Source organism: Halobacillus yeomjeoni, assembly GCF_020171525.1.
GTDB lineage: Bacteria > Bacillota > Bacilli > Bacillales > Halobacillaceae > Halobacillus > Halobacillus yeomjeoni.
On the sequence record NZ_JAIVAI010000001.1, the window covers coordinates 81553 to 99033 of the forward strand.

15 protein-coding genes are annotated in these 17481 nt (G+C 41.5%); 14 read left to right on the top strand and 1 reads right to left on the bottom strand.

Annotated elements, in window-relative coordinates; genetic code table 11:
* The first annotated feature begins 7 nt into the window (after nucleotides 1-7).
* Nucleotides 8-1771 (top strand): pyruvate kinase, encoded by a 1764-nt coding sequence (gene pyk, locus LCL89_RS00390; RefSeq protein WP_224807098.1) that lies wholly within the window; start codon nucleotides 8-10, stop codon nucleotides 1769-1771.
* A 103-nt stretch (nucleotides 1772-1874) separates the two neighbouring features.
* Nucleotides 1875-2267, top strand: coding sequence for an FxsA family protein (locus tag LCL89_RS00395; RefSeq protein ID WP_224807101.1), 393 nt, complete (start codon nucleotides 1875-1877; stop codon nucleotides 2265-2267).
* Nucleotides 2268-2302: 35 nt separating this feature from the next.
* On the opposite strand, the gene ytvI is transcribed toward LCL89_RS00395, so the two are convergent.
* A complete protein-coding gene (ytvI, locus tag LCL89_RS00400) occupies nucleotides 2303-3415 on the bottom strand; it encodes a sporulation integral membrane protein YtvI (protein ID WP_318245591.1) in 1113 nt (370 codons plus the stop codon).
* Between the two features lie 258 nt (nucleotides 3416-3673).
* On the opposite strand from ytvI, the gene citZ reads away from it, so the two are divergent.
* From citZ to coaE, 12 genes are all read left to right on the top strand, one after another.
* Nucleotides 3674-4789 carry a citrate synthase gene (gene citZ, locus LCL89_RS00405; protein ID WP_224807105.1) on the top strand — a complete coding sequence of 372 codons (1116 nt, stop codon included), beginning with the start codon at nucleotides 3674-3676 and terminating at the stop codon, nucleotides 4787-4789.
* A gap of 124 nt (nucleotides 4790-4913) precedes the next feature.
* A complete protein-coding gene (icd, locus tag LCL89_RS00410; RefSeq protein WP_224807107.1) occupies nucleotides 4914-6188 on the top strand; it encodes an NADP-dependent isocitrate dehydrogenase in 1275 nt (424 codons plus the stop codon).
* A gap of 21 nt (nucleotides 6189-6209) precedes the next feature.
* Nucleotides 6210-7148 (top strand): malate dehydrogenase, encoded by a 939-nt coding sequence (gene mdh, locus LCL89_RS00415; RefSeq protein WP_224807108.1) that lies wholly within the window; start codon nucleotides 6210-6212, stop codon nucleotides 7146-7148.
* Between the two features lie 78 nt (nucleotides 7149-7226).
* Entirely contained in the window at nucleotides 7227-7703 is a 477-nt protein-coding gene (locus LCL89_RS00420; protein ID WP_224807109.1) for a MaoC family dehydratase, read from the top strand.
* Nucleotides 7704-7940: 237 nt separating this feature from the next.
* Nucleotides 7941-8636 carry a response regulator transcription factor gene (locus tag LCL89_RS00425; protein ID WP_197316688.1) on the top strand — a complete coding sequence of 232 codons (696 nt, stop codon included), beginning with the start codon at nucleotides 7941-7943 and terminating at the stop codon, nucleotides 8634-8636.
* A 1-nt stretch (nucleotide 8637) separates the two neighbouring features.
* Nucleotides 8638-10392, top strand: a complete 1755-nt coding sequence (gene pnpS, locus LCL89_RS00430; RefSeq protein WP_224807110.1) for a two-component system histidine kinase PnpS — start codon at nucleotides 8638-8640, stop codon at nucleotides 10390-10392.
* Between the two features lie 303 nt (nucleotides 10393-10695).
* A complete protein-coding gene (hflK, locus tag LCL89_RS00435) occupies nucleotides 10696-11652 on the top strand; it encodes an FtsH protease activity modulator HflK (RefSeq protein ID WP_224807111.1) in 957 nt (318 codons plus the stop codon).
* Nucleotides 11649-12575, top strand: coding sequence for a protease modulator HflC (gene hflC / locus LCL89_RS00440; protein ID WP_224807112.1), 927 nt, complete (start codon nucleotides 11649-11651; stop codon nucleotides 12573-12575). Before hflK ends, hflC begins: the two co-directional genes overlap by 4 nt.
* 89 nt (nucleotides 12576-12664) lie before the next feature.
* On the top strand, nucleotides 12665-15307 hold the full coding sequence (polA, locus tag LCL89_RS00445) for a DNA polymerase I (RefSeq protein ID WP_224807113.1): 2643 nt from the start codon (nucleotides 12665-12667) through the stop codon (nucleotides 15305-15307).
* 17 nt (nucleotides 15308-15324) lie between these two features.
* Nucleotides 15325-16152 (top strand): DNA-formamidopyrimidine glycosylase, encoded by an 828-nt coding sequence (gene mutM, locus LCL89_RS00450; RefSeq protein ID WP_224807114.1) that lies wholly within the window; start codon nucleotides 15325-15327, stop codon nucleotides 16150-16152.
* Between the two features lie 57 nt (nucleotides 16153-16209).
* A complete protein-coding gene (locus LCL89_RS00455; RefSeq protein WP_224807115.1) occupies nucleotides 16210-16812 on the top strand; it encodes a manganese efflux pump in 603 nt (200 codons plus the stop codon).
* A 12-nt stretch (nucleotides 16813-16824) separates the two neighbouring features.
* Complete coding sequence (gene coaE / locus LCL89_RS00460) at nucleotides 16825-17427, top strand: dephospho-CoA kinase (RefSeq protein ID WP_224807117.1); 603 nt, start codon at nucleotides 16825-16827, stop codon at nucleotides 17425-17427.
* The last annotated feature ends 54 nt before the right edge of the window (nucleotides 17428-17481 follow it).

The window sequence follows — 17481 nt, forward strand, 5'->3', positions numbered from 1 at the left end:
ATCATCTATGTTTAGAAAAACAAAAATTGTTAGTACTATTGGACCGGCATCCGAGTCTGTTGAAAAATTGACTCAGTTAGTGGAAGCGGGTATGAATGTCGCTCGTCTGAACTTTTCACACGGGGACTTCGAGGAGCATGGAGCTCGAATCAAAAATATCCGCAAAGCTGCAGAAGCTACCGGTAAAACTGTTGCGATCCTTTTGGATACCAAAGGACCTGAAATCCGTACAGGCACATTGAAAGAAGGAGAAGTCTATCTCGAGAAAGGCTCTACGGCGTATGTAACTATGGAAGATATCGAGGGGGATGCTGAGCGTTTTTCTGTCACTTACCCTGGATTGATCAATGACGTTCATCCTGGTTCGAAAATCCTCCTTGATGATGGACTTGTTGAGCTGCAGGTAGAAGAAATCGATAAAGAAAACAATGAAATTAAGACGACCGTATTGAATAACGGACCTCTTAAAAATAAAAAAGGTGTAAACGTTCCGAATGTGAGTGTCAACTTGCCGGGAATCACTGAAAAAGACGCGAAAGATATCGAATTCGGCATTGAGCAGGGCGTTGATTTTATCGCTGCTTCATTCGTTCGTCGTGCTTCTGACGTCCTAGAGATCAAAGAGTTGTTGGAAAAGCATGATGCCCTGGATATTCAAATCATTCCTAAGATTGAAAACCAGGAAGGTGTCGACAACATTGATGAGATTCTAGAAGTCAGTGACGGACTGATGGTTGCCCGTGGTGACTTGGGTGTTGAGATCCCTGCTGAAGATGTGCCTCTTGTACAGAAGAACTTGATTTCCAAGTGCAATAAAGCAGGCAAGCCGGTCATTACAGCTACTCAAATGCTGGACTCCATGCAGCGCAACCCTCGCCCGACGCGTGCGGAAGCTTCTGACGTAGCCAATGCGATTTTTGATGGCACAGATGCGATCATGCTTTCTGGTGAAACTGCTGCCGGTGATTATCCGGTCGAAGCTGTTACAACGATGAACAACATTGCGCTGAAAACAGAAACAGGTTTGAATTACAAGGCGATTCTTGATGAACGTTCCAAGCATAGTGATATGACGATTACTGATGCAATCAGCCAATCAGTCACTCATACGTCCATTAATTTGAGCGCCAATGCAATTGTTACACCTACAGAGAGTGGACACACGGCACGCATGATTTCCAAATATCGACCGAAATCACCGATCATTGCGATCACTTCCAGTGAAAAAGTGAATCGTAAGCTATCGTTGGTATGGGGCGTATATGCATTGATGGGACCTCGTGCTTACTCTACAGATGATATGCTGGATGTAGCTGTGGAACGCAGTCTGGCATCCGGATTGGTTTCCGGTGGAGATCGTATCATCATTACTGGCGGCGTACCTGTCGGAGAATCTGGTACGACGAACTTGATGAAAGTTCACGTCATCGGTGATGTGCTGGTTAAAGGGCAAGGTGTAGGTCAAAAGAGTACCTATGGACGTGCCATTGTAGCGAAAGATGCTGAAGATGCAATTTCCCGTGTTGAAGAGGGTGACATTCTTGTTACACATGGTACAGATAAAGACATGATGCCTGCGATCGAAAAAGCAGCCGGTCTTGTAACCATTGAAGGCGGTCTAACTTCTCATGCAGCAGTGGTAGGCTTAAGTCTGGGTATCCCTGTCATTGTTGGAGTAGAAGGTGCGCTCGAAATCATTAAAGATGGTGCAGACATTACCATCGACAGCTCTCGTGGAGACATTTATGAAGGGCATGCGAGTGTCCTGTAATTGAAATAAAGGCGGAAAAGTTCAAGCTTTTCCGCCTTTTTGTTTAGCTCTGCTTAATTTTTATCGTTATAATGAAAGAAATGTTATGGAAAGGGACGATACTATGTTTCGCTGGTTGTTACTATTTATCATCATTGTACCAGCACTTGAAATCGGACTATTGGTTATGGCCGGGAATTGGATCGGTCCATGGTGGGTCATCCTTTTGATAATAATGACAGGGATCATTGGCGCCTGGTTAGCTAAACAGCAAGGCTTGGAAACAATCAGGAATGTACAAGAATCCATGGCTCGAGGACAAGTCCCGCAAGATGCTTTGCTCGATGGTGCGTGTATCCTCGTAGGCGGTGCAGTATTACTTACCCCTGGCTTCATTACAGATGCCATTGGTTTTTTACTTCTCCTTCCACCTTCCAGATCCGTTCTGAAACGCTTCATAAGAAAAGCTATTGTGAAGTTAATGGATAAAGGCACAGTAACCATCTATCGAAAATGATTGAACCTCCACATTCAAAAGGGATGTGGAGGTTTTTATTTTCCGAGAATGTAAGATCGTAATGAAGTCCATACCCCTGTGGTGTGAAGAACTTTTACAAACATGATGAATATCGGACTTAGAAAAAAACCATAGAATCCGAAGAATTGATATCCGGCAAACAAGCAAATTAAAAGAATGATAGGTGGGACTCCGAAATGAACTGCAAGGAGCTTAGGTTCCAGCAATTGCCTGGTGACTACTACTACCATGTAAATAATCGATAAACCTATAGTCAGGTCGTATGCGCCATTGAAAAATTGATATATGATCCATGGAATAAAGATGATTCCCGTGCCGATATAAGGGATAATATCCACGATAGCTGCAAATAATGTAATGGTCCATGCATGAGGGACATCTAGTAAATGTAAACCCACTGCAATGAAGCAAGTGGATATCAATACAAGAATCGCCTGTGCTTTCAGTAAGCCTAAAAGAGTCCTTTTAAGCTGTACAGGAATATCTTTGATGGTCTGAAAACTCCAAGCGGGGGTCCACTTTTTTAACATTTTCATAATCCATTCCCAGTCTTTACAAAAGAAGAATGTAGCCAATGAACAAATAAGAAAAAAAGTGACGGAAGAGGGGAGCATAGACAATAGTGTGGTCACCCATTCAAAGAACTTGGCCAAAAGTTCGCCGCCGGCTATGCTTAACTTCTCTTTCATGACCGTGAAGGAGTCCATCAAGGAATGTTGTTGTTGGTTCGTAAGCCCGTGTAAAAATTTTTCACCTTTCATAATCAAAGGTGTAAGCATTTCTTCACCGAGGTTCAAAACAGAGTGGTTGAATTGATCTAAATAGCTCGGTAAAAGCTTGGATAAGTAAAGGATACCCTTGAATAGTTCAGTAATAGCTAAAGTAATCAATGCAAAGGTTAATGATCCAAAGATCAACATGACTGTCAATATAGCCATAGACCTGGGCATCTTTGAAAATTTTTCAACTATGTGAATATATGGCCGCAGGAGCCATGATATAAAGAAAGCGATAATAAAAGGATGTAAATATTTCCATGAAAGTATAATAAACGCTATAATAAATAACCCTGACAAAACTACGATGGATAACCTGGAAATGATTGATGTAATTCGACTCTCCATCATTATTCCTCCATTATTGAGAGGTGGACGACCATAATTTTTTCATTGGGGCATTGTCGTATTTGCCGATAATATGTAATTTTCGATTGAAAATTTCGATAAAATCGCGGTTAATTAACCGGTTTCAATTCACATTCTCTTCAGAATACTTTATAATTGTCTTTGGGGTTAATTTCCTGAATCAATAAAAACGGTTAGTTAAGCGTTTTCTCACCACCAGGGTGAGAAACTCACAGTACTTTTTTCAAAAGGAGAGATTGTATGTCATCAACTAAAGGTCTAGAAGGAATTACAGCAACTGAATCATCCATCAGTTCAATCATTGATGATAAATTGACTTATGTTGGATACGATATTGATGATTTAGCCAACCATTCAAGCTTTGAAGAAGTGATTTATCTTCTTTGGAATAAAAAGCTTCCGACGTTAAGTGAATTGAATGAATTCAAGTCCGAACTTATCTCAAATATGGACGTCCCTAGTGAGGTTATCGATCATCTGAAATCATATGATCTTTCAACTGTCCATCCGATGGCAGCTTTACGTACCACAGTTTCCATGCTTGGGCTTTTTGACCCGGAAGCAGATGTGATGGAAGAGGAAGCGAATAAGCGTAAAGCACTACGTCTGCAAGCGAAGATCCCTACGGTTGTCACCGCATTTTCTCGCATTCGAAATGGAGAAGAGCCTGTATCCCCTAAGAAAGATTTGAGTTTTGCAGCCAACTTCCTATATATGTTGAACGGAAAAGATCCGGAAGACATAGAAGTGGAAGCATTCAATAAAGCGCTTGTCCTTCACGCAGACCATGAGTTGAACGCATCTACTTTCACGTCACGTGTATGTGTGGCTACTCTATCTGATGTTTATTCAGGTGTAACGGCTGCAATCAGTGCTTTGAAAGGTCCATTACATGGCGGAGCTAACGAACGAGTCATGAAAATGCTGACTGAAATCGGGTCTGTTGAGAATGCAATCCCTGCAATTGAGAAAAAGCTTGAAAATAAAGAAAAAATCATGGGGATGGGCCACCGCGTATACCGCCAAGGCGACCCTCGTGCTAAACATTTAAGAGAAATGTCACGTGAATTGACTGAGCTTACAGGTCAATCCAAGTATTATGAAATGTCTATTAAAATCGAAGAATACATCAAAGAAAACAAAGGGCTCCCTGCGAACGTAGATTTCTATTCTGCATCTGTATATCACAGCCTTGGAATCGATCACGATATCTTTACACCGATTTTTGCAGTAAGCCGTGTGTCCGGATGGTTAGCTCATATTCTTGAGCAGTATTCCAATAATCGTTTGATCCGTCCACGTGCCGAATATGTCGGTCCTAAAGGTCAGACGTACAAGCCGATAGAAGAAAGATAAATGAAAAGGATGTATAAGATTCATCCTTTTCTGACGCCTTTTTATTCGTTATAGTTTAACGTATGATAGAAGAGGATGCTTCATCCCTTAAATATGCTTTATACATTTTTTAGGAGGGTTAACTTTGACACAAGCACAAAAAATTTCAGTAGAACAAAATGGAGAATTAAACGTACCTAACCGCCCTGTCATTCCTTTCATCGAAGGTGACGGCATCGGACCTGATATTTGGGCAGCTGCCAGCCGTGTGATTGAAGCTGCAGTTGACAAAGCATATAACAGCGAGAAGTCTATCGAATGGAAAGAAGTCCTTGCTGGTCAGAAAGCCTATGATAAAACTGGAGAATGGTTGCCGGAAGAAACACTAGATACCATTCGTGATTATAAAATTGCAATCAAAGGACCATTGACTACTCCAATCGGTGGTGGAATTCGTTCTTTGAACGTCGCACTTCGTCAAGAACTTGATTTGTTCACATGCCTGCGTCCAGTCCGTTATTTCGAAGGTGTACCTTCACCAGTCAAACGTCCTGAAGACACGGATATGGTCATTTTCCGTGAAAACACAGAAGATATTTACGCTGGAATTGAGTGGCAAAAAGGAACTCCGGAAGTGAAAAAAGTCATTGAGTTTCTACAAGAACAAATGGGTGTACATAACATCCGCTTCCCTGAAACTTCTGGTATCGGAATTAAGCCGGTTTCTGAAGAAGGTACGAAGCGTCTGGTTCGTGCAGCAATCGATTATGCATTGAACGAAGGCCGCAGAAATGTAACACTTGTACACAAAGGAAATATTATGAAATTCACTGAGGGTGCTTTCAAATCATGGGGTTATGAAGTTGCTGAAGAAGAATACGGCGACAAAGTATTCACATGGGCTGAATACGACCGCATCGTTGAAAAAGAAGGCAAAGAAGCTGCTAACAAAGCTCAAGACGCAGCGGAAGCTGAAGGTAAAATCATCGTTAAAGATGCGATTGCTGATATCTTCCTGCAGCAAATCCTGACACGTCCTAAAGAATTTGATGTAGTCGCTACAATGAATTTGAATGGTGATTATGTTTCTGATGCCTTAGCTGCACAAGTCGGTGGTATTGGAATCGCACCTGGAGCGAATATCAACTTTGAAACTGGACATGCGATTTTCGAGGCTACTCACGGCACTGCTCCTAAATATGCAGGAATGGACAAAGTAAATCCTTCTTCTGTTATTCTTTCAGGAGTATTGATGCTTGAGCACCTTGGGTGGAGAGAAGCTGCCGAGCTTATTTCAAAATCCATGGATAAGACAATCGGAAGCAAAACGGTCACTTATGACTTTGCTCGTATGATGGAAGGCGCTACAGAAGTTAAATGTTCTGAGTTTGGTGACGCACTGATCCAGAACATGGACTAAGCGATTAGAAAGGGGATTCACATGGCAATTCGAAGAAATAAAATTTCTGTAATAGGAGCTGGCTTTACCGGTGCCACCACAGCACTGATGGCGGCTCAAAAAGAATTAGGCGATGTGGTCTTAGTGGACGTTCCTGACATGGAGGACCCAACCAAAGGTAAAGCGTTGGATATGTTGGAGGCTAGTCCCGTACAAGGCTTTGATGCTCATGTTAAAGGAACATCAAACTATGAGGATACAAAAGATTCAGACCTTGTGATCATTACTGCGGGAATTGCTCGAAAGCCAGGAATGAGTCGGGATGATCTTGTAAATACGAATGCTAAGATCATGAAAAGCGTTACTAAAGAAATTGTCAAATACTCTCCTGATTGCTTTATTGTGGTGTTAACTAATCCAGTCGATGCGATGACATATACAGTCTTCCAGGAAGCTGGACTGCCTAAGAACCGTGTCATTGGACAGTCAGGTGTCCTTGATACTGCCCGCTTCCGTACTTTCGTGGCGGAAGAATTGAACGTCTCAATCAAAGACGTTACCGGGTTTGTGTTAGGTGGACACGGGGATGACATGGTACCTCTGACCCGGTATTCCTTCGCAGGAGGAATACCTCTCGAGAGGTTGATCTCTAAAGAACGTCTTGATGCCATCGTTGAACGCACCCGTAAAGGTGGCGGAGAAATCGTCGGCCTGCTTGGGAACGGGAGTGCTTACTATGCACCTGCAGCATCTCTGGTGCAAATGGCAGAAGCAATTCTCAAAGATCAGCGTCGAATTCTTCCAGCAATTGCTTATCTGGAAGGTGAGTACGGGTACGAGGGTATTTATCTTGGTGTACCTACCATTCTAGGTGGTAACGGTATCGAAGAAGTTATCGAGCTCGAATTGACGGAAGATGAGAAGAAGCAGTTGGATCAATCTGCTGACTCTGTTAAAAACGTATTGAATGTATTACAATAAGAAGAGAGAAGGATTCGAGGTCCAGCCTCGAATCCTTTTTTACAAAAAAACAGAAAACGCTTTCATGGAGGTGGGTTTATGTTAGGGAAAAAACGTAAACTAGGTAAGAAAATCAAAGATATTAAAGTAGGGGAGACTTTCACTACCTCTTCAAGTGTTGAAGACCGTGATCTACTTATGTACTTAGGGCTTACTGATGATTCAAACCCTCTATATATTCAACATGATTATGCATCCCAAACTCCTTTTAAACGCCCGGTAGTCCCGACTGTAATGGTTTTTGGCATGGTTTCTTCTATCATATCGATGCACTTGCCGGGACCAGGGAGCCACATTACCCATCAAGATTTGTCATACCCTAAACCTGTATATCACTATGCCGAAATAAGGTTCAATGTCGAAGTGGTAGATGTAGACAGGGAGGAGCACAACCTATCCATGCAGGTAGTCGGATATGACGAAGAAGGAGATGTTGTGATCCAGGGGACATTGAAAGTTCAACCTCCTTATGAACCGAAATCTATGAATGCCAGTTCTTTGGAAAATTTTTATTGATCATAAAAAAGACCTGATAAAGGTCTTTTTTTTCGGTTCATTTTGTGGTTTCCAGCCTAATAGAACCGGCTGTTCTATACGACCTTCAAAAGAACAAATAATATCCCCATTCTACTTCCGTTTGTTTTATTTGAGGATTTCTGACAATATTAAAGTTAAGTAAAAATTGTTAAGTTCCGTGTTCAAACTCTAATCTTCATTGTATGATGAAGATAAATTGTTGTAGAGGTGATGGCATTGGCTCAGAAAATTTTAATTGTAGACGATGAAGAATCAATCGTAACATTACTAAAATATAATATTGAACAAGCAGGGTATGACACAGAGGTTGCGTACGATGGAAAAAGTGCTTTAGAAAAAGCTTCTAACACTAATTTCGACTTGATCGTCCTTGATGTCATGCTGCCTGAGATGGATGGGATGGAAGTTTGTAAATCTCTAAGGCAATTGAAAGTCGAGACTCCAATTTTAATGTTAACAGCAAAAGATGATGAATTTGATAAAGTGCTCGGCCTGGAGCTTGGGGCTGATGACTATTTGACAAAACCATTCAGTCCAAGAGAAGTGGTTGCACGAATCAAAGCGATTTTAAGGCGTATTGTCCGGGAACCTGTTGAGAAGGATAACACTCATATACAAATTGCAGACTTGTCCATTTATCCTGAACAATATGAGGCCACAATCAAAGGAGACCCACTTACTTTTACACCTAAAGAGTTTGAATTACTCCTATACCTCGCTCAAAACATTGGCAGAGTCATGTCACGTGACCAATTGTTAAGTGCTGTCTGGAATTATGATTTCGCTGGTGATACGCGAATTGTGGACGTACATGTAAGTCATCTGCGTGAGAAAATTGAACCTGAAACTAAAAAGCCTGTTTATATAAAGACCATCCGTGGGCTTGGTTATAAGATGGAGGAGCCGAAATAGCATGAGATCCAATTCAAGACCCATGATGACTTATACAATTTTAATTATTATCGTGATGGTAGGTCTTGGGATATTATTAGCTCAACTAACCAGAAGTTACTTTATAAACATATTCGAAGAACGCGTAGAAGTTGAAAGTCAATATTTCGCCACTTACCTAAAAGAGTATTCTGAGGACGAAGACCTCGATCGTGCTGAGTTAAGAGATCTCAGTGAGCAGTTGAAAACGGCAATGATCTTCAAGTCAGATGAAGATGGAATTATATTGGATACAGTGGATACACTCGGGGATATCAGCGAAGAAGAGAAACATATAATTATCGATAGAATCTCGTCTGACAATGTAAGTTTGCGTGAAGGGAAACTTATCAATGATGTTTTCTATGTTCCTCTGGACTTTCAATTGCAAGGTAAAGATGGCACCTTGGTGTTCCTTGCACCTGCAAGTTCTTTGACTGATATCACTAAGAACATATGGACTTTGATAGGTCTGGTTTTACTGCTTGGATTGTTGATCATCTTCATGATTGGACATAACATTTTTTCAAAATATATACGACCGATACGAGCAGCTGCAAAAGTATCCAATGAGCTTGCTAAAGGAAATTATAAAGCACGTACCTATGAAGGGCATTTCGGAGAGGCAGGGCAGTTAAGCCGATCGATCAATATACTGGCAAGAAATTTACAAGAAATGACCAGCACTAAAGGCATGCAGGAGAATCAACTAGAGGCGGTCATCAACAACATGGGAAATGGTCTTGTCCTGATTGATGAGCGCGGGTATATCTTATTAGTGAACAAAGCTTTTGTCGATACATTTGGCGGGGATTCCAGTGAGTATATCAGCTATCTATACCACGATGCCATCCCTCATAAAGCGATTCATGACACTGTGAAAAAAATCTACATGTTTGAAGAGACCATCAGTGAGACGTTCCTTCTTCCTGTTCAAATCGATCGTAAACACTTAGAGGTCACCGGAGCTCCTATTTTAAGTGAAGACTATAAATGGAAGGGAATTGTATTAGTCTTTCATGATATTACTGAATTAAAACAGTTGGAGCAAATGAGGAAAGACTTTGTGGCCAATGTGTCGCACGAATTGAAAACACCGATTACGTCTATACGTGGATTTTCAGAAACGCTGCTTGATGGAGCGATGAAAGACGAAGCTATGCTCGAGCAGTTCTTACAAATCATTCTTAAAGAGAGTGGTCGTCTTCAGTCCTTAATTCAGGATTTATTGGAGCTCTCAAAACTTGAAAAAGAAGATTTTCATTTGAATATAGAAGAAATGGACTTTCAACGGTTATTGAACGATTTACTTCCGATTGTCAATCAACATGCAGAAAAGAAAGGTGTAACCATTCATACGGATATCAAAGGAACGACTAAAGTCGAGGGGGACACAAGTCGTCTTAAGCAGGTCTTTATGAATCTCCTGACGAATGCGGTCAATTATACCCCTTCAGAAGGTGAGGTTTCCATAGCCTGCACTGAAACTGAAGATCACATTGTGGTATCGGTATCTGACAATGGAGTAGGAATTCCAGAAGATGAAATCTCGCGGATATTCGAACGTTTTTATAGAGTCGATAAAGCAAGAAGCCGTAACTCCGGTGGTACTGGACTCGGGCTTGCGATCGTTAAACATATTGTAGAAGCGCATCAGGGTACCATCCATGTTGAGAGCACAGTCAATGTAGGTACGACGTTCCAAGTATCCATCCCTAAGAAATTTACAAAAAATTAATGTTGCATTAAATTTATTTTTAAACTTTTTTGGTAAGATAACCATTGAAACCCTTTCATCCAAGGTGTTTTCTCTTTTTGGGCAGAAGCTTCCCTCGCTTCTGCCTTTTTTTTATGGGCAAATCAAAGCTTAAGTATGGCGAAAACTACTGATGCGTAAAGAGCTGGTGCAGGCAGGTGACATACAATACTTGGATTATCTTTCCTCTTGATGATTCCAGTGAAAGTGATGTGTAATTGAATTGAAACTTTTTTAACATAAAATCGTAATGTTAATTAACTACATAGAAAAGGGGAAGCCAGTATGAGTGTTAAGCAGATTTACAAATGGATTGGCTTAGGTATGACTGCTGTGTTGTTGATATTTTTATTTATAACGACATGGTATACAGTAGACGAGTCTGAACAAGCCGTAGTATTGACTTTCGGGGAAGCTGAAGATGGCATTACCGAACCAGGACTTCATTTTAAAATGCCATGGCCGATTCAGGAAGTGAAAAAGATGTCTAAAGAAACGTTCAGCCTGGACTTTGGTTTTAATGAAGGAGAAGATTCAGAAGACAAAGTGACGATGATTACCGGGGACGACAAAATTCTTCAGGCTGATTTGGTTGTACAGTGGAAAATCACTGATCCAGAAGGGTATTTATTCGCATCTGAAAATCCGGAGCAAGTACTATTCAACGCCACATCATCATCTCTTCGCGGCGTAATCGGAAGCAGTGAAATAGATGAAGCCCTGACTTCAGGAAAAGCGGAAATAGAAAATGAAGTCAGAGAGATGCTGGTGTCGTTGATCGATAGTTATGATATCGGCATTTCCATTATTGATGTGAAATTACAGGAAGTGGATTTACCCAATAAAGCAGTTCGAAAAGCATTTACAAAAGTTACGGATGCAAGAGAGCAGAAGCAGAGTAAAGTGAATGAAGCTGAAAAATATGAGAACCAGAAACGTGAAGAAGCCCTTGGTGAGAAAGACGCCATCATCCAGCGTGCAGAAGGGGACAAAGTCGAACGTATACAGGATGCACGTGGTGCGGTATCCAGGTTCAATGCTTTACTTGTGGAATATCAAAACAATAAAGAAATCACCAGGGAGCGTCTTGTAATGGAGACTCTTGAGGAAGTCCTTCCATCCGCAAATGTATATATTATGAATGATGATGGAAATACACTGAAGTATCTCCCATTGAATCAAGGGAATATGCAGACATTAGCACCTGGACAAGCCAGTCAAAAGGAGGATGATGAAGAATGAGTGATGGAACCATTGAATTCAATCAAAAAAAGCCTAAAAACTTCAGGAACTATCTTAAATTAGGAATCACATCTCTCATTATCATCTCTTTGGTTTTGATAGCGTTGAGTTCAATAACTATTGTAAAGGAAGGCGAATATAAAGTGGTCCGGCAGTTCGGGGATGTCATTAAAATTCACGACGAGCCGGGATTGAAATTTAAACTGCCACTCATTCAAGAGGTATCAACCTTATCTAAAAAGAAAATGGTCTATGATGTCGATGAAAAGGAAATTACTACTTTAGATAAAAAGCGGATGATTATCGACAATTATGCAATCTGGAGCATTACAGACCCCGAAAAAATGATCTCCAACGCCAGGACAATGATGAACGCTGAAGCGCGGATGGGGGAGTTCATCTTTTCTATAGTTAGAACCGAATTAGGAAAAATGGATTTCTCTGAAATCATCAACGAAGAAGAAAGCTCAAGAGGAAAATTGAATGAGGAAATCACAGCAAAAGTCAATAAGTTCCTAAAGAGAGATAATTACGGGATTGTCGTCAATGATGTACGCATCAAGCGTTCTGATTTACCAGAAGCCAACGAGGAAGCTGTCTTTACTCAAATGATCACCGATCGGGAGAAAATTGCTCAAGAATACCTGTCTCAAGGGGAAGCTGCGAAAAACAGAATCAGAGCTAAGACAGACCGGGAAGTGAAAGAAATGTTATCTACTGCACGGGCAGAAGCTGAAAAAATCCGTGCGGAGGGAGAACAGCAGGCAGCGGAAATCTACAATGAAGCTTTTTCGAAGGACGAGGAATTTTACCAATTGTACCGTACACTGGAATCCTATAAGAAGACCATCGATGGAGAGACGACGATTATACTTCCACAAGACTCACCGTATGCAAATTTACTATTAGGGTATTTTGAATAAGGAGCACCAACACTGCGTCTTTTTCTTCTCTACTATAAACATGGTAGAATGAAGGAAAAGACGTTTTATATATGTTGAGGAGTGAGCGCATGGCTGAGAAAGTGGTATTGATAGATGGAAATAGTATAGCGTATCGGGCATTTTTTGCACTGCCGCTATTGAACAATGATAAAGGCGTTTATACGAACGCAGTGTATGGTTTTACAACGATGCTTCTGAAAATATTAGAGGAGGACAAACCGGATCATCTGCTGGTGGCTTTTGATGCAGGTAAAACGACTTTCAGACATAAAACGTATGCTGAATACAAAGGCGGACGACAGAAAACTCCTTCTGAGTTGTCTGAGCAATTTCCTGTTCTCAAAGAACTTTTGGATGCTTTTGATGTGAAATACTATCAATTGGAACAGTATGAAGCTGATGACATCATCGGAACGTTAGCTACCCAGGCGGGCGAGAAAGGGTTGGACGTCAAAGTGATTTCAGGGGACAAAGACCTTCTCCAACTCGTGAATGATCAGATCAAAGTATCTTTGACGAAAAAAGGGATTACGAATGTAGATACATATGATCCTGATTTCTTAAAAGAAAAAATGGGTGTACGACCAGATCAAATCATCGATTTGAAAGCTTTGATGGGAGATAGCTCGGATAATATTCCAGGTGTCCCGGGTGTCGGTGAGAAAACAGCAGTGAAGCTGCTCAGCCAATTTGATCGGTTGGAGAATGTATATGAAAACCTGGATGAAGTCAGCGGAAAAAAGCTGAAGGAAAAGCTGGAAACGCACAAAGATGATGCATTTATGAGTAAACAGCTGGTGACGATCGAGAGAGAGGCACCTATAGAAATCAAGCTGGAAGACTTGGCTTATGCAGGGTATCAGACTCCCCAGGTGAGCAAATTCTTTAAAGAACTAGGCTTTCAATCACTCCTTTCCCGCATTCAGGAAGGTGGCGTAGCAGATGAGCAGTCTGAAGAAGAGTTTCCTGAAATCGAAGTTGAGCTCGTAGAGAACGTCACTACTGATATGTTCACAGGAAAAGAAGCCGTGGTAGTAGAAATGCTTCATGATAATTACCATCATTCTCCTGTCGAAGGAATCTCGATCATTAACGATGAGAAGAAGTATGTCTTATCTATTGATCAAGCGAAAGAATCCAAGGCATTTCATGAATGGGCGGAAGATGCTCAACAGGAAAAATGGGTATTCGATGCAAAGAGGACGCTTGTGTCATTGAAGAAGCATGGCATAAACATCAAAGGAATAACGTTCGACTTGCTGCTCGCTTCTTACTTGATTAACCCATCAGAAAATCACCACGATATTCCATCGATCAGTCACCGGATGGGGCATACGGCGGTGAAATACGATGAAGAAGTGTATGGGAAAGGCGCAAAAATGAAGCGTCCGGACGATGACAAAGTATTTTATGAACATATCAGCCGTAAAGCTTCTATGATTCATGAATTGAAAAATAGTGTGGAAGATCAATTGAAACAAAACGAACAAGATGAACTCTACAATGAGTTGGAGATGCCTTTGGCTTTGATTCTCGGGGAAATGGAGCACGAAGGTGTGCAGGTGGACGTGGATCGCTTGAAACAAATGGGTGAAGAACTCGAAGGAAGGTTGAATGTCGTTGAACAGGAAATCTTTGACCTTGCGGGTGAGTCGTTCAACATGAATTCTCCTAAGCAGTTGGGGCCGATCTTATTTGAAAAGCTGGAACTTCCGGTAATCAAGAAAACAAAGACTGGCTACTCCACTTCAGCCGATGTGTTGGAACAACTCGAAAATGAACATGAAATCATTCCGAAGATTTTGTTGTACCGCCAATTAGGGAAGTTGAAATCCACGTATATTGAAGGTCTGCTGAAGGTAGTCCACGAAGATACGGGCAAAATTCATACTCGATTCAATCAGGCATTAACGCAGACAGGGCGTTTAAGTTCTACGGATCCTAACCTGCAAAATATCCCAATTCGATTAGAAGAAGGAAGGAAAATCAGACAGGCGTTCATTTCTTCAAAAGAGAATTGGGTGATTTTCGCGAGTGACTATTCACAAATCGAATTGAGAGTACTTGCCCATATTGCCAATGATGAAAAATTGGTAACGGCTTTTAAAGAAGGTCAGGATATTCATACTCAGACAGCGAGTGAGGTTTTTGGCGTTACTAAAGAAGAAGTGACAAGTGAAATGAGAAGACAGGCAAAAGCCGTAAACTTCGGTATCGTTTATGGCATCAGCGATTATGGTCTTTCTCAAAGCCTTGGAATCACCCGGAAAGAAGCGAAAGCATTCATTGAGAAATACTTCGAAAGTTATCCAGGAGTCAAAGAGTATATGGATGAGACCGTTCAAGAAGCTAAACGAACGGGGTATGTCACAACCTTTATGAACCGCCGTCGTTATTTGCCTGATATTAACAGTCGTAACTTCAATAAGCGTGGTTTCGCTGAGCGTACAGCCATGAACACGCCGATTCAAGGAAGTGCAGCAGATATCATAAAAAAAGCCATGATCGACCTCGACCATCGATTGAAGGAAGAAAATCTGCAGGCGACTATGCTCTTACAGGTGCACGATGAATTGATTCTCGAAGCACCAGAAGAGGAAGTAGAAAAATTAAAAGATATTGTAGCATCGGTCATGGAGGAAACCGTTTCTCTGAATGTTCCATTGAAAGTGGATTATTCATACGGACCTACATGGTATGATGCGAAGTAAGTGAGGGGAATGACACCATGCCGGAACTACCAGAAGTAGAAACGGTCAGAAAAACATTACTGAATTTAGTAGTAAACAAAACGATTGAAGATGTTTCCATTCATTGGGGGAACATTATTAAAAAACCGAAAGACCCTGCAGCCTTTACCAACCTCTTACAAGGACAGACGATTCGAGATATTGACCGAAAAGGTAAGTTTATGATTTTCCATATGGATGATGTCGTTATGGTCTCTCATTTGAGGATGGAAGGGAAATTCGGGGTGTATGACAGCTCTATTGAAAAGGAGAGGCATACGCACGTCATTTTCCATTTCAAGGATGGGAGTGAACTCCGATACAATGACGTTCGGAAATTTGGAACGATGCATGTTTTCAAAAAAGGAGAAGAATGGGCGGAAAAGCCATTGAACCAACTCGGCCCAGATCCATTCGACCCAGAATTTACGATCGATTACTTTTATGAAAAGCTGCAGCGGACAACCCGGAATATGAAGTCTGTCCTTTTAGATCAATCGGTGGTGGCAGGATTAGGAAATATCTATGTGGATGAAGCTTTACACCGGGCAAAAGTCCATCCTGAACGAACAGGGAAGAGTCTGACGAAAGAAGAAGCGGCCCTATTAAGAGAGTCCAGTATAGAGGTAATTATGGAGGCTGTAGAACAAGGAGGAACAACAATCCGTTCTTATCTTAACAGCCAAGGGGAAATCGGAATGTTCCAACAGCAGCTGCGCGTTTATGGAAAGCAGGATTCGCCTTGTTCAACCTGCAGTACTTCAATTATAAAAATAAAAGTCAGTGGTCGGGGGACTCACGTTTGTCCTACTTGTCAAACGAAGTAACACCAAAAGTTTTTGCCCATATACTATTCCACAGCTGATTAAGCAAAGGTGGATGGTATGGGAATTGTCACATTTACTTTTTTATTCGTCATGGCTGTCAGTATTGATAGTTTCGGAATTGGATGTGTGCTTGGAATTAAACAGATCCGATTAGCTGTCCATGGGATCCTTTTTATTGCGTTATTGTCCGGCACAGGCTTTCTGACTTCTTCTTATATAGGCCATCTATTACTGCCTTTCGTTTCTCCAGAATATGCAGAGAGATGTGGGGCGGTAGCCTTAATCTGTATCGGGAGCTACTTTTTGTGGCAGCACTTCCGAAAAGTGGATAGCTCTCAAGCAGTAGAAGAACCCTGGCTTCAGCCGGCTCGTGTTTTGAGTGATCCAGTTGCCGCAGATGTGGATCGATCAGGGGGGATTCGAGGCAAAGAAGTATGGCTGTTAGGGACAGCTTTATCTTTAGACACGATCGGAGCTGGTATCAGTGGTGCTCTGATTGGCGTAGCCCCCTGGACCACTGCAGCGATGATAACGATAGCTACCTTTACAATGTTGTTCTTCGGTATGAAAAGTGGTAATAAGTTAAGTCACAGGGCGGAGAGTATTTCCATATTGCCTGGAGTCTTACTAATCATCATAGGATTGATCAAGTTAACATAAAGGATGTGTAAAATGACTGTCGTCGTAGGTTTGACAGGAAGTATCGCCAGTGGAAAAAGCACTGTTTCGAATATGTTCCGCAACTTAAATATCCCCGTCATCGATGCCGATCAACTTTCAAGAGAAGTCGTAGAACCTGAACAACCCGCCTACGAAAAAATCGTCCGGCTCTTCGGTGAAGAAGTTTTGCATGACGATGGAGCGATCAACCGAAAAAAGTTAGGGAAAATCATTTTCGGAGACGAAGAAAAGCGGAAAGCGCTGAATGAAATCGTCCATCCAGAAGTAAGGAAAGAAATGGTTCACAGACGTGATTTTTATAAAACACAGCAGTATCCTGCAGTCGTTTTGGATATTCCGCTGCTATTTGAAAGCAATCTCACCTCTTACGTTGACCGGACTCTGGTTGTCTATGTAGATGAGGAGACGCAGTTGAAACGGTTGATGGAGAGGGACCAATCGAGCCGGGAGGACGCAGAACAAAGGATAAACTCTCAAATGTCATTGAATGAAAAAGCGGAGATGGCTGATGCGGTCATTGATAATAATGGAACGGTCGATGAAAGTTTTGAACAATTAAAGAGCATACTTGCAAAGTGGAACATCGTATATTAACACGATAGGGTTTCTCAACCCAATCGTGTTTTTTTTATGAAATATTACAAAGCC